Below are 23,100 nucleotides of genomic sequence, written 5' to 3' on the forward strand. Positions count from 1 at the left end.
CTATTTATCCTCGCCGCCGTTGTCCTTTTCGGAGTTGTCGTCGCCGTCGTCCACGTCGTCCCCGTCGTCGCTGCTTTGCGAGTCCTTGTCTTGTGCAGAATCCTTGTCCTCTTCGGACTTGCTTTCGGAGTCCTCGCCGGAACCCTCGCCGTTTTTGAGCATCTCTTCGAGCTTGGCAAATTCTTCCTCGAAGCCCTCATCAGGCTCATCATCCAAGAGGGAATCGATGAAGGCAGCCGGGTTATCGAGGTGCTCTGCGGTGGGCAGGAAGTCTGGGTGGTCCCAGGCCTTATCGCGCTTTTCGGCACCCACGGCCACGGTGGCGCGGCGCCACAGCTCGGCGGCCTCGGTGACCTTGGGGGCGTTGAGCTCGATGCCCACAACCTTGCTAAAGGCCTGCTCAGCAGACCCGCCGGTGCTGCGGCGGTGCGCCCATGCCTCAGTGAGCTTGGAGGTGGAGGGGATGCGCTCGCCCAAGGCCTCGCTCACGACGTGCTCGGCCCAGCCCTCGACCAAGGCCAACAGGGTTTCCAGCCTGGAGGCGGCAGCGGTGTTCTTGGAGGTAATCCGCGGGGAGAGATCCATTCCCTGCAGCTTGCTCATGGCTTCCTGGATGGCCTGCGGATCGCCGGATTCCAGGTTCAGCTCGCGGGCGAGCTCTTCAATGTGGGAGGTATCAATGACCAAGCCGATGGCGTATTCCTCCACGGAGGAGACGATGCGCTCTACCAGCCACGGCACGTGCTTGAACAGGCGCTGGCGGGCGGCCTCGCGCGCGGCGATGTAGACCAATACCTCCTGGCCAGGAACGTTGAGCTCGCGCGCGACCTTCTGAATGGTATGCGGCAAAAGTGCCACCGTATTGGCCGGGGCGATGGGGAGGCCAAAGTCGGAGCCGGTCAGCGCTTGGCTGGCCAGATCGCCCAGGGCATGGCCTAGCTGCATGCCGAAATTCATGCTGGACATTTGGCCCATCATCTTGGTCATCGGGCCCATCATTTGGCGGGCCTCTTCCGGCATGGATTCCAGCTGGGCATCGTTCATGTGCTGGGCCACGGGAGTGACCATGCGCTCCCAGGCGGGCATGGTTTCTTCCAGCCACTGCTTGGAATCCCATGCCTGCGTGGTTCCGGAAGCGGTGGGGAGAATGGAGGCATCGTCAAGCCAGAGCTCCGCCAGGCGCACCGATTCTTCTACTGCCTTGGAATCTTCCGCGCTGATGTCTTTTGACTTGGGGATCTGCTGCAGGGCGATGCGCTTGGCCATGTCGTAATTGACCGGCCCGGAGTTCTGGGGCGAGTTCATGGACGAGCCCATTCCGGATAGCATCTGACCGAACTGGTTCAGCATGTCTCCGAGGCCGCCACCATTACCGCCGCCGAATGCGCCGAACGGGTTCTGGTCACGACGGCCGTCATTATCGTCGTCATCGTTATTTGGGAAAGAAAAACCGAATCCGTTGCTCATGCGCTCCAATCTACCGGCACCGTGCGGAAAGTTTCCATGATCACAGCAACGCTGACAGCGAACAGTACGCCAAAGGTTGTAGGCTATTGCTTCGTGAATTCTCCTGCTAGCCGTCGCGTCCGCACCATCGCCTGGGGTGCTATCCCCGTTGTGCTTACCGGTGCGTTGGTATCGCTTGACCATATCCCGGGCACCGATGTCTCGCTGACCGTTCCCTATGCCGCCGAAGGCCCCGGTCCTACGGTGGATACGCTGGGCGAGGTCGATGGCACCCAAGTCGTTGATGTGCAGGCGCCAAAGACCTATGAGCCCAGTGGGCACCTCAATATGACCACCGTATCCGTGCGCACCAATATGACCTTGGCGCAGGCGTTGGGGCGCTGGGCGCTTACCGATGACACCCTGGTGCCCATCGATACCGTCATTCCGCAAAACATGACCGATGAAGAGGTCCAAGAATCCAATAAGCAGGCCTTTACCCAATCGGAGTCCGCTGCCACCATCGCGGCGATGGACTATTTGCACCTGCCGGTCAAAATCACGGTGGCGGAGGTCATTGAGGATGGCGCCGCTTCGGAGCACCTTAAAAAAGACGATGTCATCACCGCCGTCGATGGCACCGAGGTTACCGAGCCGAGCGAGGTCCAAGACATCATCAAGGACAAAAGCCCTGGCGATAAGGTGAAAGTCAGCGTCACGCGCGGGGATAAAGAGCTCAGCGAAGAAATCGAATTGGGCGAAAACCCGCACGATAAGGGCAAGGCACTGCTGGGAATCGCCATGCTATCCCAGCCCAAGGACGATATCTCGGTGAACTACAACCTACAGGATATCGGCGGGCCATCAGCGGGAATGATGTTTACCCTGGCGGTTATCGACAAGCTCAGCGATGAAGACCTAACCGGCGGCACCTTCGTGGCCGGCACCGGCACCATTCAGGCCGATAGCAAGGTCGGGCCGATTGGTGGCATTGAGCATAAAATCGCCGCCGCGCACGAGGCAGGCGCCGAGCTTTTCTTGGCGCCCAAGGACAACTGCTCAGCGGCGGCCGGCAGCGACCACGGCGATATGACCATTGCACAGGTAGAAAACCTGGACGATGCCGTGGCGGCCATGAAGGACTTTGCGGCGGGCAAAGACGTCAAGGAATGCAGCTAAAAAGAGCTTGTGCGGCCGAGGCCTAGTCCTTTACTAGGCCCAATTCCTTAATCTTTTCTTCCGGGTCCACCTGGTCAGAAGAGATCATCTGCTGCATGACCAGGCCTTCCTTATTATCCACCACGGTGATAACCGCGGTGGTGCCCAACGTGGACCAGCCGACGACGCGATCGCCATCGTCCTCGATGGCATGGGAGCTGCGCAGCTCCGTAAGTACCTGGGTGGTTTGGGAGGCCTTGGAGTGGGACTTAAAGAACTGGAATTGCCCCACCTTAGGGCCGGAGCAATTGTACGAAGAGTCCCCGCCGGTGGAATCGCAGCGCTCAAACTGGGCGAATAGGTCCTTGGGTGCCAGCGACTTATATACGTCGTAGACTTTGGCGACTGACTTATCCAACTCGCCGCCAGCACTCGGCTCGCTGGTGGTGCTTTCCTCGGAAGCCTCGTCTTCATCCTTGTCCGCCGTTTCTGACTCCGAGGAGGACGCGGCGGAGGATTCGGTGCTGGATGCCGTGGATTCCTCGTCGTTTTCAGAGGTTGTGGTGGAGGCGGCAGGAGTGGTCTCTACGGGGGCATCGTCAGGCGCATCGGCATCGGAGGAACAACTTGCCGCAGCCACGCTGAGCCCCAGTAGCGCCGCCGCGGTAGCGGTACGGGCAGGAAAACGGCGGGAGAAGGAAAGGCGTCGCACTGTATAGAACTCCTTGGTCGCGGGCTTAATTGCCACTTAGTCTAGTTCATCCGGATCCTGGTTGAGGCCATAGCGCAAAGCGGCGATCACGCCGGGGGCTACCTGCGGGCCGCCGCGGAGCTGAATATCGTCCTCAGCAAAGGGGCCTGCGGCCTCAAGCTCTTCCTCTGTGGGACGCAGCTGCAGCAAAGTGGTCTCAATTCCTTCCTCGCGCAGGGCACCCGAATACAGGCGCGCCGGGCGAGGGGAGGGGTCCTCGCTAGAGGTATCCCGGAACTTAATCTCCTGGGCCAAGATGGCACCTGCGACCTCGCGCGGCCAGGCCAAGCGGGAGACGTAATCAGCCAATTCCTCGGAACCCGGCTCGATGTTTTCCGGGACATTGTCTTGCACGATAAGGGTTAGCGGGGACGCGGTTTCCTCATCCATGGCCGCTAGCTGGTCTGCCACCAGATGGGTGGGGACAAGCGCGAAGATGGTGGGGCGGGCGTCCCAACCTTCAGCATGGACGAACTCCACGGCCTCCGTCATGGCGCGGTTTAAAGCTGGCTGTGATAATTCGGGGGAACTCATAGGCATCCTTATTCGTTATCTGGGTATTGATTCCTTAAACTGGAAAAAGTCTACATGTTTAATATTCGCACTACTTGATTGGAGCTGGCGTTGTCCCTAGGGTCATCCACACCAGCCGCCCCATTGAAGCGGCCTCCTAAGGTCGCGGCAATTATTGCGGCCATCATTGCCGTCCTCTTATTCTTCGGCCCCATGCTCGTGGGCATGTACACGGATTGGAGGTGGTTTGGCTCCATTGATTACCGCAGTGTTTTCACCACCGCGATTATTGCGCGCATAGTCCTCTTTATCATCTTCGGGCTCGTTGCTGCCGCAGTAGTGTGGGCAGCCGGGTTCTTTGCTTGGCGCGGCCGCCCCGATTCCCTGGATATGGGGGATTTGAATTCGCCGGTCTATCAGTACCGCCAGTCCATTGAGAAGTCCATGGGCGTGCTGTTCAAGGTCATCCCGGCCATCGTGGGCATCATCGCCGGTTTCATCGGCCAGTCCCACTGGCGCGATGTGATGCTATTCCTCAACGGCCAGGACTTCGGCGTACAAGACCCCCAATTCCACCACGACTTGGGCTTTTATACCTTTAGTCTGCCCGTGTTGCAGATGGTGGTCAGCACCCTGTCCATCCTGCTTGTGCTCGCCTTCCTCATTGCCCTATTCGGCCACTACATCTTGGGCGGAATCCGCATTGGCAATAAGGCCGCGGGCGTGCGCGGTTCCATCTCCCGCTCGGCGCGCCTGCAGCTTGCCATTACGGCCGGGCTGTGGATGGTGGCCCAGGTCGCCGGCTACTGGCTGGAGCGCTACGGGCTGCTGTATTCCGAGCACGACCTGTTTACCGGTGGTTCCTACACGGATATCCACGCCTACCTGCCGGCCAAGATCATTTTGATGATCATCGGCGTCTTCGTCGCTATTGCGCTCTTTATGGCCATCGTCATCAAGGACCTGCGCATCCCTGGCCTCGCCGTGGTGCTGATGCTCGCGTCCTCGCTGATCATCGGCCAGGCATGGCCACTGCTGATGGAGCGCTTCTCGGTCCAGCCAAACCGCCAGGCCAAGGAAAATGAGTCCATCGCCCGCAATATTGAGGCCACGCGGTATGCCTATGGGCTTACCGATGACCACGTGACCTACAAGGAAAACTGGGGCGGCGATAACGTATCGGATGACAAGGTTGCCTCTGATAACGCCACCATCAATAACCTGCGCCTGCTGGATCCAGAGATTTTGTCGCCGACGTTTACCCAGATGCAGCAGCTGAAGAACTTCTATGGGTTCCCAGAAACGCTGTCCATGGACCGCTATGAAATCGATGGCAAGATGCGCGACTTCGTCGTTGCGGCCCGCGAGCTGGACCCGAACGAGCTGCGTGAAAACCAGTCCGATTGGATCAACCGCCACACCGTATATACCCACGGCAATGGCTTCGTAGCCGCGCAGGCCAATACCGTCGATGAGGTTGCCCGCGATGCCGGTTCCGCCCGCGGTGGTTACCCCATCTTCACCGTCTCTGACCTGCAGACCCAGGCCGGCGAGTCCGAGGGCGAGGGCGAGACCCAAGATGCCGAGAAGTCTTTGGGCATCAAGGTAGACCAGCCACGCATTTACTACGGCCCGGTCATCGCTAGTGCCGCAGATAACCTGGACTACGCCATTACCGGTACCACCGGCGAAAAACCGGTGGAGTACGACACCGATAGCACCAACTACACCTATGACGGTGAGGGCGGCGTTGAGATTGGCAATCTGTTTGACCGCACCATGTATGCCGCTAAGTACCGCGAGCTGAACTTCCTGCTTTCGGATCGCGTGGGCAGCGAATCCAAGCTGCTTTATGACCGCGATCCCCGCGAGCGTGTGGAGAAGGTTGCTCCATGGTTGACCACCGATTCCGCTACCTACCCGGCCGTTATTGACGGCCACCTGAAGTGGATCGTCGATGGCTACACCACCCTGGACTCCCTGCCGTATTCGCAGCGCGCTTCGCTTTCGGATGCCACCCAGGACGCCCTCAACCCCGATGGCACCACCCAGCGCTTGGTCAATGACCAGGTGGGCTATATCCGCAACTCCGTGAAGGCGACCGTGGATGCCTATGACGGCAGCGTGGACCTCTACGAGTTTGACAAGGAAGACCCCGTGCTCAAGGCATGGGAAGGCGTTTTCCCGGATGTGGTCAAGCCAGAATCGGAGATCTCCGATGAGCTGCGCGAGCACTTCCGCTACCCAGAGGACATGTTCAAGGTTCAGCGTGACCTCTTGGCCCGCTACCACGTTGATGACCCGAACGTCTTCTTTAATAACGATGCCTTCTGGTCTGTGCCGAATGACCCGACCGCGGAAGAATCACGCGACCTGAATCAGCCGCCGTACTACGTGATGGCTGCAGATCCGGAGACCGGTAAGCCGAGCTTCCAGCTGACTACCTCGTACCGTGGTCTGAACCGTGAGTTCCTGTCCGCACACATGGCGGTATCTTCCGATCCGGATACCTACGGCGATATCACCGTGCGCGTGCTGCCAACCAATACGCAGACGCAGGGTCCGAAGCAGGCGCAGGACGCCATGATGTCTTCTGACCAGGTAGCCCGCGACCGCACTCTGTGGGAGGGCACCAACGACCTGCATAACGGTAACCTGCTGGCCTTGCCGGTCGGTGGCGGCGAGATCCTCTACCTCGAGCCGATTTACTCGCAGCGCAAGGATCAGGCCTCCGCCTTCCCGAAGCTGCTGCGCGTGCTCGTGTCCTACAAGGGCCGCGTGGGCTATGCACCGACTATCGGTGATGCCCTTGAGCAGGTGGGAATCGACGCCAAGTCTGCCCAGGACATCGAAGAGATTGAGGGCGACTCCGGCGACGACGATGCCGATAAGGACAGCTCTTCTGCGGACAAGAAGGACGAGAAGAAGGAATCTACTGAGGAATCCGCTCCGGCTTCGGCCCCTCGTTCCTCCGATGAGGCAGGCGCTATCGAGGACATCAACAAGGCCCTGAAGGGCCTGGAGGATGCCCGCGGCGGTTCCTTCGAAGAGTACGGCCGCGCCTTGGACGAGTTGGACAAGGCAGTCGAGTCTTACCAGAAGTCCGAGGGCTAAAGCCTCTCACTTCTCGTAGTAGAAACTCAGGAAATAAGGCACCTACCCAGGGGATTTGGGTAGGTGCCTTCCTGTCTGTATAGTTACAGAAGTCGCCGGGACAGAGCGAATACATCAAGTATTAACGCACTGTTCAAGCGCAGATGATGGAAGTCATCTCGACGCGGGGTGGAGCAGCTCGGTAGCTCGCTGGGCTCATAACCCAGAGGTCGTAGGTTCGAATCCTGCCCCCGCTACCAACTTCCAAGCCCCTACCAGCGGAAACGTTGGTAGGGGCTTTAGTTATTTCTCTTAAGGCGCACGCCCTGGGACTCAAATTGGGACTTTAGCGATGGCATTTTGTCACTTAAGCCGGTTTGGAAGTGATGCTGCCCGACACGCCCCTAAGCGTTACCCTTCGCGCGGTTGTGGGACTTACACAACAGCTCACAGTTGCTTTCGGTGGCATCACCCTTCGACCACGCTGTGACATGGTCGGCATCCATCTCAGACTGCGGCCAAGGGTTGGCAGAATAACAATCACGGCAAGTCATATAGGTGCAAAAGAGCACTCATCTCTTTGTTAAACAGCACGATGGTGCTTATCGCCTAAAGAAGAAAGAGTGACAGCATAACCACTGTGGTTGCAAAGGCATAGAACGTAATCACCAGGCCTGCCTTATTCGCTTCCTGTAACGGTTTCATCGATCAGGAAGAAAGGCATATTCGTCCCCACTCTCAAACTTCGATCCCGAATATTAAGAATGCAACCTTGCCTATTTTACAGAAATAAAACCGGCCCTAGGTGCAGTGATTATATTTATCACATTATCTTACGAAATAGGTTTATTTGTGGGATAGTCAAATTGTTCCAAGAACATACTCACTCCCTCAGCAAGGATAAGAACATGCTTCACTACACCCCATTTTCAAAAAGGGGAATCTCCATCTTGGCCGCCTCCACGCTTAGTGTCAGCTTCTTAGCATTCGCTCCCTCGGCTACAGCTACAGAGATTGATGACGGACTAGTTGACTCAATCGTTGCCGCAAATACAAAGACTCCCTCTCCCTCTACTGGAGAGAAATGGGTACCAAACGATGGAAGCTTAAAAATAAACGAAGGATCCTTGCTTCCACAGCAGGACAGCATAACCACTCCGGCGCCATCGAAGAACGCAGGAACAAAGACAAAGTTAATAGAGCGCGAAGATGGCAACCAGCTAGTTAGCATTAGCGATGGAGACGCCCCTTTGGAACTTTCTTTTGAGTTCTCAGATTCCTTTCTTGAAAAGCTTCCAAGCGGACATATTTTAGTACGTCCAGCAGAAGGTGAGGAACCTAGCGCATACATTGAACCTGCCTGGGCCAAAGACGTAGATGGAAACCAGGTAAATACTCATTTTTCAGTTGATGGAGATAGGATAATCCAGCACATCTCGTCGAGCCCTGCCGGCAAGCCGGTTATTTCAGATCCTTATATCCGAGACGTTCATGGCTGGGGAAAGAAAATCGGACAAGAGCTAGTCTTTTCCAAAGACGAGACGAGCGGGATCGCCATAGGAACTGCTTACTGCGCCCGTAAATTAGCAGGAGTTGGCCTAGGCTCTTGGTTAGCCAAAGGTGCGTGCGCAGGCGCTTCCGCAGTAGCAGCTCACGCCACTAATACAGGTCGATGCCTTACCATCCGAGCCCTCGGAGGAAAGTACTCCCCAAACATCGTATTCCCGTATGCAACTCGATGCTAGAATCTAGAATCAAGAAATACAGTTGCGCATTTCATCGTAAGTAGACATGGAAAATAGCCGAGTTCTAGTTTTAATTGGAATCACCCTAATTATTTGGTGCGCGCTATACAGGTACAGAAAAACCACCGCTAAATGGGTTTTTATAGCAGCCTCTTTAAGTACCTGTCTAGCGTTTGTCCTAGGCCTATCAGGATTTTTAGGTCTAGGACATGATTCCATCGATTTGTTGTCTCTAGTAAACGTATTTTTAAACACGTTTATATTGTTGGCCATAGGCCAGTCCCGCAATCGAAGTAAATCGACCCGCATTAAGGATGTATAAATCGATGTCACCCGGTCGCGACATTAACCCGCGCCAATTTTACTAACACACACCTAGCACCTGTTGCCGCCAAGCCAAGGAGATTCTCCGAAAGTATAGGCTTGGATGCAAGTAATATGATCTTTTATAGCTTCTGATTGTGCCCACATAGATTCCGTTCCAAACCTACCGTGTATCGGGCATTGAAGGTGCTATAGGTATACAAATCGTCGTGCTGTTGTAAAGTTGGGCGGAGAGCAGCGAAGACTCAGTAGGGGTAGCGACGTAATTCGACCACAAGACATTCAGCGGCGTTTTCTTCCTGCCAACACGCTCAGCTGCAACCGCATCAAAGTCAATAGGAACAAAGTCACTAAACGCGATAGAACGCTTGTCACCGACCATTTTGGGAAGGTCTTCCGAATTCAAATCATTGACCTGAGCCTCATCAACGATGCCGTGCGCGTCCATGGACTTCTTGGCCTTTGAAATCGTTGCCGGGGCAGCCCCAGTCCGGGCTTGAATCAACCGATACGACTCGCCCCGAAGCAACAAGCGCATCACATGACAGTAGTCCACCATAAAGGCGTCCTTTCTCTTTCCGCGTACAGCCGAGTTGCCATACGCATAAGAGAAGATCTACCTAAAACACCGCTTCACGATCCCCACCATCGCACTTCACGATCCTCACCGAGCTACTTCAAACACCCCGTTCTGAGCATCTCGTGGAGACCCCTTTGAGATAACACGTGGCTATCACGGTAGTCAGGGCTCTTTCGGTCCGGGTGCGCCTTTCTAAGAGCCAGTCGGGAAAGAATGCGCCGTGACGTAGCTTCGGGATAGCAACGTCAATGCTTCCTACCCTGGTGTCTAAGGGACGGTGGCGGTAGCCATTGCGGGTATTAGTCCGTTGTGGAGATACCGTGGCGTAATCAGCGCCGCAGACAGTGTCAGCCTGGGCCGAAAGTATCTGGTTAATGAAGTCTGTCAGCATCTGGCGCATCAAGTCTGGTAAGGCTTGGGTGAGCAATTCTTCCAGATACGCAGTGGGATCGATATGATGGGGGTTAGCGGCCATCGCGGTTACATTCCTTTCGAGGATAAGTAGAAGTTGATTCGAAAGGTACCCGTGATGGTCGCCTTATTGTGCACCGGCACGAGGCTTACCACGGGTTACAGATACACCACACTAGCGGACGTAACCACCCCTTGAGTGATATCTGGGGGTCACATTATTCGGTGAGCGCATCCTTGAGGAGGTCGAGGGCGGGTCCGCGGATTCCTCAGAAGCTATCGGAGACTTCAGCCCTTCCGGCGGGGTACAGGTGCGTGGGGCCGATGCAAATGATTTGGATTCCGCGGCTGGATATTGGAACAAAAATGAGAATTTAAGTGGGATACCTTCCCCGTCAGAAAAATTCCAAGTTTTGATATCGCAAAACCTAGTAGTAATAGAGCTCGCTTATATTAAAATTAAATACTTCCTCTGGGGTTGCGTAAGAAATATAAGAAATGTGAGTAAAAATACTAATGTGTTGAGATTAAAGTATGAAAAGCTGCGCTCACTGGGAGAGTTCGCTATAGTCATAGCGGTAATCATGGTCGCCGATGGATACTATCTATAAATTGTGTATATCGATGTTAATGACGCCCTCAATGCGGGACGTTATCTATCGGAAGGCTAGAAAAGTAACTCAATATTGATTGAAAGGAAACGCAACTATGCGCCTTGTGAGCAAATACATTGCTGCAGCTTGCGGAGCAGTCATGCTCGCTACTGGTCTTTCCGGTGTCGCGTCAGCCGCACCGACCGGTAATCTCGTCACGCTCGGTGACTCCTACTCCGCTAACCCTGACCAAGTCCGGAATACCTTCCGTGGGGTTCCTGGCGCAACCGATAACTATCCCCAACGCGAGGGGTGCCTTCAGGCGCCTAATAACTGGCCGCGGAAGCTTGCTGCAAAGACGAATCGACCACTGGCCGATTGGTCCTGCACCGCTCAGACTTCCAACACCATGAATCAACGCTTGGACCGGGCTATTGCCAACGGTGACGTCCGCAACGACTCTACCGTCGTCATCGCTGTAGGAATGAATGACTACGGTCCATTTAACTTCGATGTGTTGAAGAGTTCTCCGGATATCCCGAAAAACGTCCACGACAACTATGTGAACCGTCTGCGGGAAGCTGGCGACAAGATTCACCGTGCAGCACCGGGAGCTAAGATCGTTGTATCGGGCGCGCTACCCACGGTGGATCGTGAACACGCAACCTTCTGCGCAGTCAATGTGATTCCGAACCGCCCAGGCGGTATCTACGTCCCAATCCTGCGGGATGTCGAAAATTGGAACCGCGCTAACCAAATCGAGGCGGCTAATTCCATTGGGGCGACCTACGTTGACATGATTGATGGCGCTCGCGGCCATGATACATGTGCTCCAGATGCCCAGCGTTGGGTTGCCGGTTTGATTGACACCACGACGCCGAACTACAACATGAACTTCCATCCGTCGGATGCAGGCTCCGAGTACATGGCCAACACTCTTTTGGCTCACGTATAAGTATTCGAAGCTCTTTTAATTGGAGACAGTGGTTTCCAATTCTGCCCCTGTCTCCAATTTTTAGACCTTCACCGGTGGAAAGCACGGGTGAAGGTCTTTTTATATTTTCGATCTAAGCCCGCCGGCAGTTGTAGGCGTGCATGGGGGTGTGGCGTAGCTAGATATTAGCGCCAGAGGGGACAACGAGTGGGCCTCCTGTAACCGGATCTTCAATAACCAAAGCGTTTAAGTTGAATGCGGCGTGAAGTAATTGAGGAGAAATGATCTCCTTGGGCGCCCCGGTTGCAATGATTTTCCCTTGGTTCATTGCAATCAAATGGTCGCTATATCGAATGGCTAAGTTGAGGTCATGTAAAACCATGACGATGCTGCGCCCCAGCTTTGTTCGCAGCGAACGAATGAGCTCGAGAATTTCGATGGACGTCGCCAAATCTAAGTATGTTGTGGGTTCGTCGAGGAACATAATCTCTGTGTCTTGAGCTAGAACCATGGAAATCCACACTCGTTGGCGTTGGCCACCGGAAAGTTCATTAATGGAGCGTTCGGCGAATTGAAGGGATCCGGTTTGTGTGAGCGCGGAATAAACCTCCTGCTCGTCGGTTGCTGACCACTGGCGCAGCCATGATTGATGTGGATGGCGCCCGCGAGCGACAAGATCGGATACTAGTAAACCCTCTGGCGCAACGGGGGCCTGCGGCAACACACTAATTTTTGTAGCCACATCCCTTCGGCGAAGTTCAGTGATATTGCGTTCACCTAACATGACAGTGCCACTTTCTAGGGGTAACAGTCTTGCGAGGCTGCGTAAGAGTGTTGATTTTCCGCACCCGTTGGGACCAACAATCGTAGTGACTTTGCCTTTCGGGAGTCTTACATCAATATTTTCAAGGATCGGAGTATTGCGCGCGTATCCTACGGTGAGGTTTGAGGCGGAAATTGCTGTGCGTGGGGAGTTTAATGGGGCAGACATTAAGCTGATTGGACCTTCCGATTTTGCTGAACAAGTAAATAGAGCAGAAACAGGCCCCCAATTATCGAAGTAACGATTCCAACAGGAAGCTCGACCCCCAACAGAGCTTGAATGACGACGTCTGCGCCGAGTAGAAGAATCGCTCCAGTAAAGGCGGAAGCTAGCAGCGGTGGTGTTGCGGTACGACAGACACGAAGTGCTATTTGAGGAGCAACAAAGGCTACAAAGCCAATGGGGCCTGCTGCGGAGACAGCAACGGCAGTCAACGCTACGGCGAGCATGAGTACAGAGAATTGCACCGCATTGAAACGAGAGCCAAGAGCTCTTGCCAAATCCTGGCCCAGTGCCGTGGGATGCAGTTGGTAACTAACCCATCCGAGGGTTGGTGCAGATATTATTAATGCAATAGCTACTGGAAAGGTAGTCGTCCAATTTGCTCGGTCTAATGAGCCAGTTAGCCAAAATTGAGCGACGGAGGCATCGTGCAATTGCGCACGAATCATGGCGAAGCTGATGTAACCAGACAACAGCGACGTAATGATTATGCCCGAGAGTAAGAGCCTGAACGGGTTTGCGTCTCCTTTCCAGGAAAGAACCCACACGACGATGCTTGTACTGACAGCTCCGATAAAAGCGGCCAGTGGGACTCCAATGCCGGCCAACCAGCCTATGATGCCGGTACCCGAGCCGAAGACGATAACCGTAACCGCCATTGCTGAGGCGCCGGCGGTTATGCCTAAAATGTCAGGACTGGCTAGCGGATTTCTGGTTACTGATTGTGTTAAAGCTCCAGCGAGACCAAGAGCACAGCCTACTGTAAGTGCAGTGAGAGCACGCGGCATTCGCCATTCGAAGACTACTAGTTTCTCCAGTCTGGTTCCTTGGCCGCTGGCAATAACTTCCAAGACTCTACCGGACCTGACCCCCAGATGGTGGACACCTTGAAACCAGCATCTCGCTGGGGAAGTGAGGTACCTTTCCACCATGCCACGCAAGACCTACACCGAGCAGTTCAAGCGCGACGCAGTCTCGTTGTACGAGTCGACCCCCGGAGCAACGCTCAACGCGATCGCCTCCGATCTCGGGGTCAACCGCAACTCCCTGCGCACCTGGCTCGACGCCTTCGGCACCGGCACCAAAACCAACGCCAACGGTGAAAAAGTCGCCAGCCCCATTGCCGCAGCCAACAGCGCACGCACGCCTGCTGAAGGACTCTCCGACGCCGAACGCATCCGCGTGCTGGAACGCGAAAACGCCAAGCTCCGGGAGGAACGAGAGATTCTCCGCAAGGCGGCCAAATATTTCGCGGAAGAGACGAACTGGTGAACCGCTTCCGGTTCGTTGATGACAACCGAGGCCTCTACGAGGTCAAGCGGTTATGTGAGGTTTTGAAGATCAACCGGTCCTCGTATTACAAATGGAAATCAGCTGCTCCTGCCCGCCGGCGACGCGTCCTTGACGACGCGGTGCTGGGAGCGAGGATCAAGGCCGTGTTCACGGCCGAGAACGGTTGTTACGGGGCGAAACGCGTGACGGCGGCCATCAATTCCGATCCAGCCAACGACGACCTTTTCAATCACAAGCGCACCGCCAGGTTGATGCGCCAGATGGGCCTGTTCGGCTACACCAAAAAACGCCGGGTGAAGACCACCGTGTCTGCGAAACGGGCTCCGAAGTTGCCCGACCTGCTGAAACGCCGGTTCACCGCGGAGAAACCGAACACCATCTACGTCGGCGATATCACGTACCTGCCGATCGCGGACGGGTCGAATATGTACCTGGCCACCGTCATCGACTGCTATTCGCGGCAGTTGACCGGTTTCGCGATCGCCGACCACATGCGCACGGAGTTGGTCGAAGAAGCTCTCACGATGGCCCACGGGGTCCGAGGCAACCTTGACGGGGCGATTTTTCACTCCGATCATGGCAGCGTCTATACCTCTGGGCAATACCGGAAGCTGTGTGAACGATTCGGTGTCACCCAGTCGATGGGAGCAATCGGGACGAGCGCGGACAACTCGTTGGCGGAGTCGTTCAACGCCACGCTGAAACGGGAAGTCCTCCAGGACGAGTCCGTTTTCCCAAGTCAGCTCGTATGTCGTCGGGACGTGTTCCGGTGGTGCACGCACTACAACACCAAGCGCTTGCACTCGTGGTGCGGCTATCGCTCGCCGAACGCCTTCGAAGCCGCCGGATCAGCTACACTTACTATCGCATCTTGATTAAATCCCCGTGTCCACTTTCCGGGGTTCGGGCCCACCGAAAGAGATTGGATAATCTCCCAGCGTGATAGATAAGGGCACTAGAAGTAGGGCCAATATGGCGAGGATGAAAGTGGCAGATAGCTGCCACGGGCGCCAAACAGCTGAGAGCTCAAATAGTTTTGTGCCAATGCGGAAGGCGGGGCGGCCTGGGACAGTATTGCGGTGACCATTCATAGCGCTACCCCCTTCCGCCGGAAGACAAGCACGAAGAATAATGGAGCGCCAATAAAAGCGACGACGATTCCTACTGGTAACTCGCCTGGACGTGCGATGATTCGGCCAATGACATCAGCTAGCACCAGTAGCGTGGCACCTAATAGGGCGGAATACGGCAAAATCCACCGATAGTCAGGACCCGTGATGGCACGTACCAAGTGCGGCACTATCAAGCCAATGAACCCAACTGGTCCTGCCATAGCGGTCGCAGCACCCGCAAGCAGAGAGATAAGGACCATGCCGAAGAGGCGAGCCCGATCGGTTCGACCACCGAGACTTTGAGCTACATCGTCACCGAGGCTGAGTAAATTTAGAGACGGCGCAGAAGCAAAGGCTAAAACGATACCCAAGACCAAAAATGGTAATACTCCCCAAAAGACGTCTAGACCACGTCCCGCTACCGAACCTACGGTCCAAAAACGCATACGGTCCAGGTTGGCCTCTTCTGCCAGAATGAGGCCTGTAGTGATCGAATTCAACACGGCAGATAAGGCTGCGCCACTAAGCGTAAGAGTGAGCGAACTAGCATTGCCTCCATTGATGCGTCCCAGGCCGAAGACAATGATGGTTGCACTTACAGCGCCCAAGAAGGCAGCCGCAGTTGTTGCAAACATACTGATCGATCCAAAGACTGCGAAACTGGAAACTACAGCTAAAGCGGCACCAGCGTTGACCCCAAGAATGCCTGGATCAGCGAGCGGGTTTCGGGTGTGGCCTTGAATTAAAGCGCCAGCTACTCCGAGGGAAGCGCCCACTACGATTGCGATCAAGGTCCTCGGTATACGGAGCTCGAAGAGTACGCGCTGTTCGAAGTTTAGAGCAGTTTCACGGTGCGAAGGAACTTCTCTGAGAGCAGATATGACATCGGTTAGTGGAATACTTCTAGCTCCGACAGCGATACTCAAGCAAACTCCGAGGACGAGCAGCACCAAGCACAGTATGAGTCCAGCAACGCGTCGCGAATAGGTGCGGCTTCGAGGCACTTGGGCGCTGTTAATGCTGAAACTGGAATGAATACTCATGATGGTCAGTCGAAAAGTTCCTGTTCTGTGCGGTAAGACCTGTGTTCTCTAAGACTGGCTCGTCCGGGGGTCAAGCCCATAAGAATGAGAAAACAGTCGTATCAGGCGTTTGGCTTGCGGTGGAAGTCCTTCCATCTCCTCAAAGAAAACTCCTGTTCCCACTTGGGGCTCACGCTGAGCTAGCGACTGAATTTGCGCGGTTAAGCGTCATTGACAACCTGGGAAGTGTTAGGTGTGGCACAAATATATGCACTGTAGGTTAGGTTAGTCAACCCTAATACTGTTGGATAGATTGATGTCGAGCGCTTTAGGGGTGGAGAAGTGGTTGTAGAAGCGCTTTTTATCTTCGGATTGCAGGTGGGCGTGCTTTCTCTACGGGAATAATTTTCCCTCTAGATAAGGCTGGTTAATGGCATATTGTGTTGATTTGTGGTGGAACACTATTGCAATGCGATGTAGGTAAAGCTAACCTAATCTAAAAGTTGCCTGCGGGTCTGTGAGAAATCCAGTGGAAAACGTCGAGGACAACTTCAGGAAACCGACTTTAAGGAAAAGGGATGGCAGTAAAGAGGAGAGTGCAGTCAGTTATCGCAGCCGCTATCTGCGCCGGATTGGTTTTGTCAGGATGCTCGTCGAACGATTCGACCGATGAAGCGGCAACCTCCAAAGTTGCAGAAGACGTGACCATTGAGCATGCACGGGGTACGGATACGTATCCGGTCAATCCACAAAATGTGGTTGCCGTGGGGCCGGCTGTTGATAACCTGCTGGAACTTGGAATTAAACCAGCAGCCGTCGTGCAGAATGCAAAAGATAAGAACTCACCCTGGCGCGAGGGGAAGCTCGATGGTGTCAAGGTGATCGATCAGGCAGATTTCAAAACTCTGCCACAAGAACAAATCGCGGCAATTGAACCCGACTTCATTGTTGGGGATTACTGGACAATATCTGAGGTTAATTACAAAGAATTGTCTGCAATCGCACCGACTCTCGGCGGCATCTCCGATAAAGGGGAGGGGATTGGCTGGGAGGCACAGCTAGAAGCTTTGGGTAAGATCTTTAATAAGGAATCCGAAGCGAAGAAAGCTATCGATGAGGATCGGAAGCGTTTCGCTGACGTTAAGGAAAAATTGCCGAACCTCGCGGGTAAAACCGGCATTGTTTCTCAATTCGCCCAGGGATCCTTTGGTGCCGTTGCAGACCCTGAGGATCCGGGTGCATCCTTCATCTACGATTTGGGTATGAAGTTCCCGGATAAGTTGACTGACGGTACGGTTCCAGTTGATAAAGGCCGCGTCACGCTTTCTCCGGAAAACGTATCCCACCTGGCCGCTGATTTTATGGTTATTTATAACCGCACCGGCTCAATCGAGGAAGTTGAAAATACTCCGGGATACAAAGATTTGCCGCAGGTGAAATCCGGTGCGACTCTCGCTGGCGATGAAGCGGTCGTCGCTGGACTCAACAACCCGACGAGCTTGAGTCGAGCTTGGGTGCTGGATAAGACGATGCCGACGCTGGAAAAGGTTGGAAAGTAGTCAAGGTCTGCACGACTCCGACGCCTGCTAGATGGGGCTCAGCCCGTTGCAGCAGGTAGTCATGAACGCCTTCCGATGCATCGGAAGGCGTTCTCTTAAATGAATTGTATCCAAGGCAGTGGTCCGTTCGCTCATGCCTTTCCGGCACGGAAAACCAGCGTCAGGCTTTCCGCATCTTCGCTCACCGGCGCAGCACGATGACTGTATTAAAAGGTATGTAGGTGAGCTGGAAAATGCTTGGCGCTGGGAAAAGCGTTCAAAGCACCAGCAAAAACTTAATAAGAAAATAGACAATCGAACAAAGTGAATTAAAAGCCATCTAGACCGAGAGGGGACTGGTCTCAAATATGCCAAGGAACAGCCGGAGCAGGGAAATTTATCCAATTTCTTACCGGGAATTATATGTGGAAGAAATTGAAGATATATCGCCATCCATGCGGCGCATTACGCTGAGCGGGGAGCAACTCCAAGACCACGAGCGCGATGGTATTTCCGTTCCCTCGCTGGTAAGCCATGGTTTTGACGACGACGTTCGGCTCATCTTCCCGGATCCTGAAACGGGGGAGCGGCCGCACCCAATAGCCCAAAATGATGGCAACCTCTTGTGGCCAGAAGCCGTGAAAAACCTATTCCGCACATACACGGTTCGCCACTTTGACGCTGTACGCGGGCGATTAGCCATAGATTTCGCGCGCCATGGTGAGGGCTTGGCCGAAAACTGGTCCCAGAATGCCCGAATCGGTGACGCCATTTTTGTGGCAGGCCCGAAGTCGTGTGCACAGTTACCTACGCACACCGATTGGCTCTTCTTGGCCGGAGACGAGACTGCGCTCCCAGCAATCGGCCGCTGCCTGGAATCACTCCCGTCAGGGCATCGCGCGGTTGCGGTGGTAGAGGTTCCTACGAGTGCTGATATTCAGAACCTCGATATTTCGGATTCGGTACAGATCCACTGGGCAGTACGTGACCAGGGCGAGGACTTCGTAGAAAAGGCACGTGCGCTTTTTGAGGAGACTGCTCAGTCGGCATTGCCGGGTGGCGAAGCATATGCATGGGCGGCGGGGGAGGCCTCCCGGCTGAAACCGCTGCGGCGTTTGTTTAAGGCCTCCGGAATTTCCCCTGAGCATCGGGAAATCACAGGCTACTGGCGGCGTACCAGCCAGAGCGACGCTAAAGAAAGCGCATCGAGCAGCAGCAATAGTGTTTTGCACAATATCCATGATTTGGCTGAGTTGAATTCGGCCTTTGCGCTTCGCACTGCCGTGCGTTTAGGGCTCTTCCAGGAAATCGATGCGGGTGCGAACACGGTCCCTGCTCTTGCTGCTGCGACAGAACTGCACGAGGAGGCGCTACGGAGGTTTATCCGTTACCTGGCGGCTCTTGAACTTGTCGAAGTTAGCGAAACCACCCTCGCATTGACCGCAATGGGCATGGAACTGGCGGACCCAGATTCAAATGTAGTGCGTTGGTTAAGCGGGCCAGCGCACCTTGAGGCGATGGCGCTGATGCGCCTTGAGGACAGCCTTCGCACCGGTGGGCCAGCGCTTCAAGGCGAAAAGGGATTGCCGTGGTCAGAATATCTTGGCCAGGACCCGCACCTGGCAGCCGAACGCTTTGAGCAAAAGAATGTGAGTGCTGGGTGGACCGCTCCTTCCGCAGCAAAGGAACTGCAGCAGTATCTGGATGACACTGCTCGTGTTCTCATCATTGGCCAGGGCGGTGCAGTATATGCAGATGAAATCCTCCGCCGATGCGAGCATGCTGAATGCCGGATTATCACCGATGCTTCATCGGAAGCGGTGCTACGGGAAATCGCAGTAGCCTCTCATGCGCGCTGCGAGATGGGCGGCGACGGACGCGGCCTTTCTCCCACCGAGACGGACTATGCGTGGGCAACTGACGTGATTTTCATCGATCCCTGGAGCATCTTTGGCAGCGAAGAGGTGGCTGCCGAATTAGGCCGCGCGGTTAGTGGGGATAAGTCCCGCCGGGCTTTTATCCTTACCGAGGTCCTCGAGGAAGCAGGCGGCGATGAGCATTCCTATGAAGAGGACTTGGTGAGGCTTTCCATGTTCGGCACCAAGGTGCCGACTCAGGACGATGTCAGCGCTGCTACCGCTGATAGCCGCGCTCTTATTTCTTCTGCCACGGCTGTTGGCTGGGGCAAACACCTCTTCGTCCTGGAAGCAGAAGCGAATTCCTAAAGAGGAACCTCGGTAGGACAAAATGCCTCGAGCATAACCTTTTATTTCCGGACCACGGTCCCGGACGGGAGCCGGGGGCCGTGGCTGCCATAAGTGTGGTGAACACGGTGAAGTAGGCGAACGTTGTCCAGCCGATCCCGTGGGTGAGGGTCATCAGCACCGTGCAGACGGATACGCCGAGTGCGCTACCAAGTTGGGTCGCGATGCGGCCCGCAGCACTGGCATGGACGACTTCACCTTTGGATAAGCCGTGGTAGGTCGCGGACATCGTGAGCACCGTAAGGGCTCCGATTCCGCCGCCGCGCACGAATAGCCCACAGCCTTGAAGGATGAGCCAGCCTGCCGCCTGGCCGGTGGGAAAGGCGAAAGGTAGCGTTCCGATAATAGCGGCGGCAATGCACATGTAGACGGTCTTCCGCGTACCCCAACGGGCGATGAACTTTTCCGACGCCGAGCGGCTGAAATACGCGCCCACACTCTGTAGTGCTAGCAGAAGTCCCGCATGCAGTGCGGTGTAGGCGTAGCTGCTCTGATAGTGCAGTGGGATAAGGAAGAGCCCGCCATAAAACACGGTGCTTGCAATGGCCAGCGTTGCCCACGCTGAGGAAAAGGAGGCGTGGGTAAATAGGCGGACATCGATAAGCGGCGATGGTGCCCGGAGCGCATGCAGGACAAAGTATCCAATCAGCCCCGCGCCGGCGGCGAGGAGAATTATGCTTGTCCAAGAGTTCATGTGCCCGATGGTGGTAAAGCCATAGACTGCCGCGAGCAAACCTGGCGCGAGCAAGAGGTATCCCATGCGGTCCAGCTGGGCTGCAGGGTCTGCTGGGGTCCGTTCTAGATAGTGAGCGGCTAGGGCGATTGCGGCGATGCCGATGGGGACGTTGATGAGGAGGATGGCGCGCCAGCCGATGGCATCAACAAGCAGCCCGCCCAGTAGCGGGGCAATCGCAGGCGCAATTACCGCTGGTAGACCGATTGCGGTGATGGCGCGTGTGGCCTGGTCCTTTCCGGCATTAGTGACGATGAGGGTCTGCATCACCGCCACCGAGAAGCCCGCCGCGAATCCCTGCAGGATTCGGAAGGCGATGAGCATATCGATATGGGTCGATACCCCTTGGCCAGCCACGTTAATTATATATGGCCGGGATGGACCCTGTCCATTTTGTTGATGGCTTGTTTCCATCCGGATGTTCGTGCTCCCTCAAGGAGTCTACTGGCTGCAGCAGAGGGCTGTTTTGGATTGGTTCGTTCTACAACGTGTTTGTATTCAATATTGCAGTTAATTAGTCGCAGCGTCTTTAGGGCAGACTCATCAGGCGCCCTTAGAGCTGACGGCAAGGTGCTTTCCAATGGTTCGAAAGATCAAAATGACGAATCTTTGTGCTATCGCAAGCGGGCCCATCTCAAACAAGGGTGAACAGCGTAGTGCTGCACTCGGATTTCGTGCATTTTGATGTTGAAGAATCCAGATTCAGTGGATAAGCACTTAAGTAAATGCCATGATTGTGAATACGGCCTCTTATGAATCTTTTAGTTTCAAAGCTTTTGCCACGGCTAGGTGGACCTGCATGTGTGACTCTTCTTCGGGTTGCACATTAAGATCTTGGTAACGGTAAATGCAGCGGGATCCTCCGCCCCCGCCCCCAATTTCAAATACGCCTACAACAGAAGCCTCGAAGAGTAAATTCAGCCATATTCGAGCTTCTTCTTCGCAGACATTCTGTGCTTGAGCGACAGTGAGCCAATCTTCCATGAAGAAATTTCTTTTCCTAAGCTTCCGGACAAGATTGAGGACACTCTGAAAATTATCAATAGTATGACTAAATTCATCACGAAGCTCTTCAAGGACATGCATGCAATATTTGGGCTCGGCTGAATAAATGTCCTCTCGCTCAATTAAAGAATGACCATTTCGCTGAGCTTCTTCGAGGCAAGAGATAGAAAAGGCTACTATGTCCCTCGGTCGCCCCATGGTCCGTTTCAACATATAAGTTTCAGAGCGGGCGCGTTGCCGCATTTCTCCATCGTAGAACAGCGAATGCCAAGTCGAGGAACTACTTTGCTTGTTGCCGACACTACTTTTAATTCTAGCTTCGATTACTTTGATTAGGTCATCGTCACTCCAATCCAAGTACTCGATATCTTGACTCACTTTATTTCGATCGTTGAATGAAATTGCCTGCCACAAATCTGTTCTAAGAAAAATAATTACAGTTGCTAATCCTTTGGGCTTAACTTTCAAGTTAATATCACGCATGGCCTTGATGGCCCCGATGATTAGAAGCCTTGCTTCCTCGCTGCCGTCCCATGCTTCATCAATCCTGTCGATAAGTACAGTCCGAGGGAATTCGGCAAGGATTTCTAAAGCAAATTTTTGAAACTGATTAAATACTTGGATAAATTTATCGTCTAATGTCTGCTGAGATGTGGTATCAAACTCTACTCCCCCTAAATCTGCCACGGTAGAGATATTAGGTAAATTAAGTTTCTTTATGCGACTGAGCCAGTCAAACATCTGATTGAGTCGACCTTGTCGATCTTGAACCTGAAGATCATGGAGGAATTTATTGAAATTGCTCCGCTGTTTCGAAGACATTTTTTCCTGTATCGAACCGAGCGCTGCAAGGTAGATTAGCAATTCCCATGCAGTAGTGTATGCATTCGTCTCTGCGACGCCCTTTTCCCGCAACAGCTTGTGAGTTTCAAAAAATAATTTGTTAATTCAAGATCGACTGTCCTGTGGCTAAAAGCGTCCCTGATATGGGCAAATAGAGCGGTCTTTCCTGAGCCTTTCCTACCCAATATCAGTTGCTTCCCTGAACGGACCCCATCGACGGCTCCAGTTTCAACAAAATAAGCCTCGAGTTGTTCGTCGCTTTCAGCGTCAATACGGCCTAAGTTGATTTCGTTGAGTGATGATTCCATTATCCCTCCATAGTAAAGTTGGTTTGGCCCCTATAGCAGCCAATTCTATCGAAGTGTCCTGACTTTTTGTTCCTTGGTATTTGCCTTGATTTGCATTTTATCCTGTGGCTGATTCTAATTCCACAGTTCGGTTTCCACCTCGGCTGGGGTTCGGTATCCCAGGCTTTGGTGGAGCCTTACCTCGTTCCACCATGACACCCCACTCGAATGTCGCGATTTCTACCTCGACAACGTTATTCCACCTGCGATTATAGATGAGTTCGCCTCTTGTGAGGAGCCGTTAACGTTTTCAGCTAGAGCATTGTCATTTCAGTCGCCAACAGTTCCGGTGGAAGCAGTGGTCCCGTGCTGGGCGAGACGCTGGTTGTAGACAACGCTGACGTACGGCG

Annotated in this window: 17 protein-coding genes, 1 tRNA gene and 1 pseudogene; 8 read left to right on the forward strand and 11 right to left on the reverse strand. The window is 54.3% G+C overall.

Annotated elements, in window-relative coordinates; all coding sequences use genetic code 11:
* Entirely contained in the window at positions 1–1,467 is a 1,467-nt protein-coding gene (locus ACLI1Q_RS03400) for a zinc-dependent metalloprotease (protein WP_239269433.1), read from the reverse strand.
* Positions 1,468–1,560: 93 nt separating this feature from the next.
* Here ACLI1Q_RS03400 and ACLI1Q_RS03405 point away from each other — a divergent pair, with 93 nt between their 5' ends.
* Entirely contained in the window at positions 1,561–2,625 is a 1,065-nt protein-coding gene (locus tag ACLI1Q_RS03405) for a PDZ domain-containing protein (RefSeq protein WP_239269434.1), read from the forward strand.
* A 22-nt stretch (positions 2,626–2,647) separates the two neighbouring features.
* Here ACLI1Q_RS03405 and ACLI1Q_RS03410 read toward each other — a convergent pair whose 3' ends face one another.
* Together ACLI1Q_RS03410 and ACLI1Q_RS03415 are read right to left on the reverse strand one after the other, a co-directional pair.
* Positions 2,648–3,352 carry a beta-N-acetylglucosaminidase gene (locus tag ACLI1Q_RS03410; RefSeq protein ID WP_411697075.1) on the reverse strand — a complete coding sequence of 235 codons (705 nt, stop codon included), beginning with the start codon at positions 3,350–3,352 and terminating at the stop codon, positions 2,648–2,650.
* Positions 3,353–3,889 carry a PPA1309 family protein gene (locus ACLI1Q_RS03415; RefSeq protein ID WP_005277569.1) on the reverse strand — a complete coding sequence of 179 codons (537 nt, stop codon included), beginning with the start codon at positions 3,887–3,889 and terminating at the stop codon, positions 3,353–3,355.
* A 123-nt stretch (positions 3,890–4,012) separates the two neighbouring features.
* On the opposite strand from ACLI1Q_RS03415, the gene ACLI1Q_RS03420 reads away from it, so the two are divergent.
* Both ACLI1Q_RS03420 and ACLI1Q_RS03425 read left to right on the forward strand, forming a co-directional pair.
* Complete coding sequence (locus tag ACLI1Q_RS03420; RefSeq protein WP_239269436.1) at positions 4,013–6,982, forward strand: UPF0182 family protein; 2,970 nt, start codon at positions 4,013–4,015, stop codon at positions 6,980–6,982.
* 162 nt (positions 6,983–7,144) lie between these two features.
* Positions 7,145–7,221 (forward strand) — tRNA-Met (locus ACLI1Q_RS03425).
* Between the two features lie 144 nt (positions 7,222–7,365).
* Here ACLI1Q_RS03425 and ACLI1Q_RS03430 read toward each other — a convergent pair.
* Positions 7,366–7,515, reverse strand: coding sequence for an HNH endonuclease signature motif containing protein (locus tag ACLI1Q_RS03430; RefSeq protein ID WP_255716953.1), 150 nt, complete (start codon positions 7,513–7,515; stop codon positions 7,366–7,368).
* A gap of 354 nt (positions 7,516–7,869) precedes the next feature.
* On the opposite strand from ACLI1Q_RS03430, the gene ACLI1Q_RS03435 reads away from it, so the two are divergent.
* The gene (locus ACLI1Q_RS03435) at positions 7,870–8,706 is read left to right on the forward strand and encodes a hypothetical protein (RefSeq protein ID WP_239269438.1); all 837 of its coding nucleotides are present in this window, start codon (positions 7,870–7,872) and stop codon (positions 8,704–8,706) included.
* A gap of 487 nt (positions 8,707–9,193) precedes the next feature.
* On the opposite strand, the gene ACLI1Q_RS03440 is transcribed toward ACLI1Q_RS03435, so the two are convergent.
* Both ACLI1Q_RS03440 and ACLI1Q_RS03445 read right to left on the reverse strand, forming a co-directional pair.
* On the reverse strand, positions 9,194–9,589 hold the full coding sequence (locus tag ACLI1Q_RS03440; protein ID WP_239269439.1) for a hypothetical protein: 396 nt from the start codon (positions 9,587–9,589) through the stop codon (positions 9,194–9,196).
* A 139-nt stretch (positions 9,590–9,728) separates the two neighbouring features.
* Positions 9,729–10,085 (reverse strand): annotated as a pseudogene (locus tag ACLI1Q_RS03445) (transposase); the annotation flags it as partial.
* A gap of 653 nt (positions 10,086–10,738) precedes the next feature.
* Here ACLI1Q_RS03445 and ACLI1Q_RS03450 point away from each other — a divergent pair.
* The gene (locus tag ACLI1Q_RS03450) at positions 10,739–11,569 is read left to right on the forward strand and encodes a GDSL-type esterase/lipase family protein (RefSeq protein ID WP_239269440.1); all 831 of its coding nucleotides are present in this window, start codon (positions 10,739–10,741) and stop codon (positions 11,567–11,569) included.
* A 157-nt stretch (positions 11,570–11,726) separates the two neighbouring features.
* Here the strand turns inward: ACLI1Q_RS03450 and ACLI1Q_RS03455 are convergent, their stop codons facing one another.
* A complete protein-coding gene (locus ACLI1Q_RS03455) occupies positions 11,727–12,539 on the reverse strand; it encodes an ABC transporter ATP-binding protein (protein ID WP_239269441.1) in 813 nt (270 codons plus the stop codon).
* Positions 12,539–13,444, reverse strand: a complete 906-nt coding sequence (locus ACLI1Q_RS03460; RefSeq protein ID WP_239269442.1) for a FecCD family ABC transporter permease — start codon at positions 13,442–13,444, stop codon at positions 12,539–12,541. Before ACLI1Q_RS03460 ends, ACLI1Q_RS03455 begins: the two co-directional genes overlap by 1 nt.
* A 79-nt stretch (positions 13,445–13,523) precedes the next feature.
* Here ACLI1Q_RS03460 and ACLI1Q_RS03465 point away from each other — a divergent pair.
* Positions 13,524–14,761 (forward strand): IS3 family transposase gene (locus ACLI1Q_RS03465; protein ID WP_284853453.1). Its coding sequence is split into 2 segments (ribosomal slippage): positions 13,524–13,851 and positions 13,851–14,761, totalling 1,239 coding nucleotides; the frame shifts between segments, so codons are not numbered across the junction.
* Positions 14,762–14,973: 212 nt separating this feature from the next.
* Here ACLI1Q_RS03465 and ACLI1Q_RS03470 read toward each other — a convergent pair.
* The gene (locus tag ACLI1Q_RS03470) at positions 14,974–16,041 is read right to left on the reverse strand and encodes a FecCD family ABC transporter permease (RefSeq protein ID WP_239270170.1); all 1,068 of its coding nucleotides are present in this window, start codon (positions 16,039–16,041) and stop codon (positions 14,974–14,976) included.
* 557 nt (positions 16,042–16,598) lie between these two features.
* Here ACLI1Q_RS03470 and ACLI1Q_RS03475 point away from each other — a divergent pair.
* Positions 16,599–17,579: an ABC transporter substrate-binding protein gene (locus ACLI1Q_RS03475; RefSeq protein ID WP_239270096.1), complete on the forward strand. Its 981-nt coding sequence runs from the start codon at positions 16,599–16,601 to the stop codon at positions 17,577–17,579.
* Positions 17,580–17,983: 404 nt separating this feature from the next.
* The gene (locus ACLI1Q_RS03480; protein ID WP_239270095.1) at positions 17,984–19,783 is read left to right on the forward strand and encodes a siderophore-interacting protein; all 1,800 of its coding nucleotides are present in this window, start codon (positions 17,984–17,986) and stop codon (positions 19,781–19,783) included.
* On the opposite strand, the gene ACLI1Q_RS03485 is transcribed toward ACLI1Q_RS03480, so the two are convergent.
* Positions 19,713–20,912: an MFS transporter gene (locus ACLI1Q_RS03485; protein WP_239270094.1), complete on the reverse strand. Its 1,200-nt coding sequence runs from the start codon at positions 20,910–20,912 to the stop codon at positions 19,713–19,715. The two genes, ACLI1Q_RS03480 and ACLI1Q_RS03485, sit on opposite strands and share 71 nt — an antisense overlap.
* Before the next feature lie 393 nt (positions 20,913–21,305).
* The gene (locus ACLI1Q_RS03490; RefSeq protein WP_370657802.1) at positions 21,306–22,475 is read right to left on the reverse strand and encodes a P-loop ATPase, Sll1717 family; all 1,170 of its coding nucleotides are present in this window, start codon (positions 22,473–22,475) and stop codon (positions 21,306–21,308) included.
* Positions 22,476–23,100: the final 625 nt, after the last annotated feature.

The organism is Corynebacterium limaceinasi (assembly GCF_046717465.1).
Classification (GTDB): Bacteria; Actinomycetota; Actinomycetes; order Mycobacteriales; family Mycobacteriaceae; genus Corynebacterium.

What these genes read in the sequence shown, in the direction of transcription:
- ACLI1Q_RS03475 (WP_239270096.1), top strand. Translation starts at nt 16,599, where the DNA reads ATGGCAGTAAAGAGGAGAGTGCAGTCAGTTATCGCAGCCGCTATCTGC.
- ACLI1Q_RS03470 (WP_239270170.1), bottom strand. Translation starts at nt 16,041, where the DNA reads ATGAGTATTCATTCCAGTTTCAGCATTAACAGCGCCCAAGTGCCTCGA.
- ACLI1Q_RS03400 (WP_239269433.1), bottom strand. Translation starts at nt 1,467, where the DNA reads ATGAGCAACGGATTCGGTTTTTCTTTCCCAAATAACGATGACGACGAT.
- ACLI1Q_RS03455 (WP_239269441.1), bottom strand. Translation starts at nt 12,539, where the DNA reads ATGTCTGCCCCATTAAACTCCCCACGCACAGCAATTTCCGCCTCAAAC.
- ACLI1Q_RS03435 (WP_239269438.1), top strand. Translation starts at nt 7,870, where the DNA reads ATGCTTCACTACACCCCATTTTCAAAAAGGGGAATCTCCATCTTGGCC.
- ACLI1Q_RS03430 (WP_255716953.1), bottom strand. Translation starts at nt 7,515, where the DNA reads ATGACTTGCCGTGATTGTTATTCTGCCAACCCTTGGCCGCAGTCTGAG.
- ACLI1Q_RS03440 (WP_239269439.1), bottom strand. Translation starts at nt 9,589, where the DNA reads ATGGTGGACTACTGTCATGTGATGCGCTTGTTGCTTCGGGGCGAGTCG.
- ACLI1Q_RS03415 (WP_005277569.1), bottom strand. Translation starts at nt 3,889, where the DNA reads ATGAGTTCCCCCGAATTATCACAGCCAGCTTTAAACCGCGCCATGACG.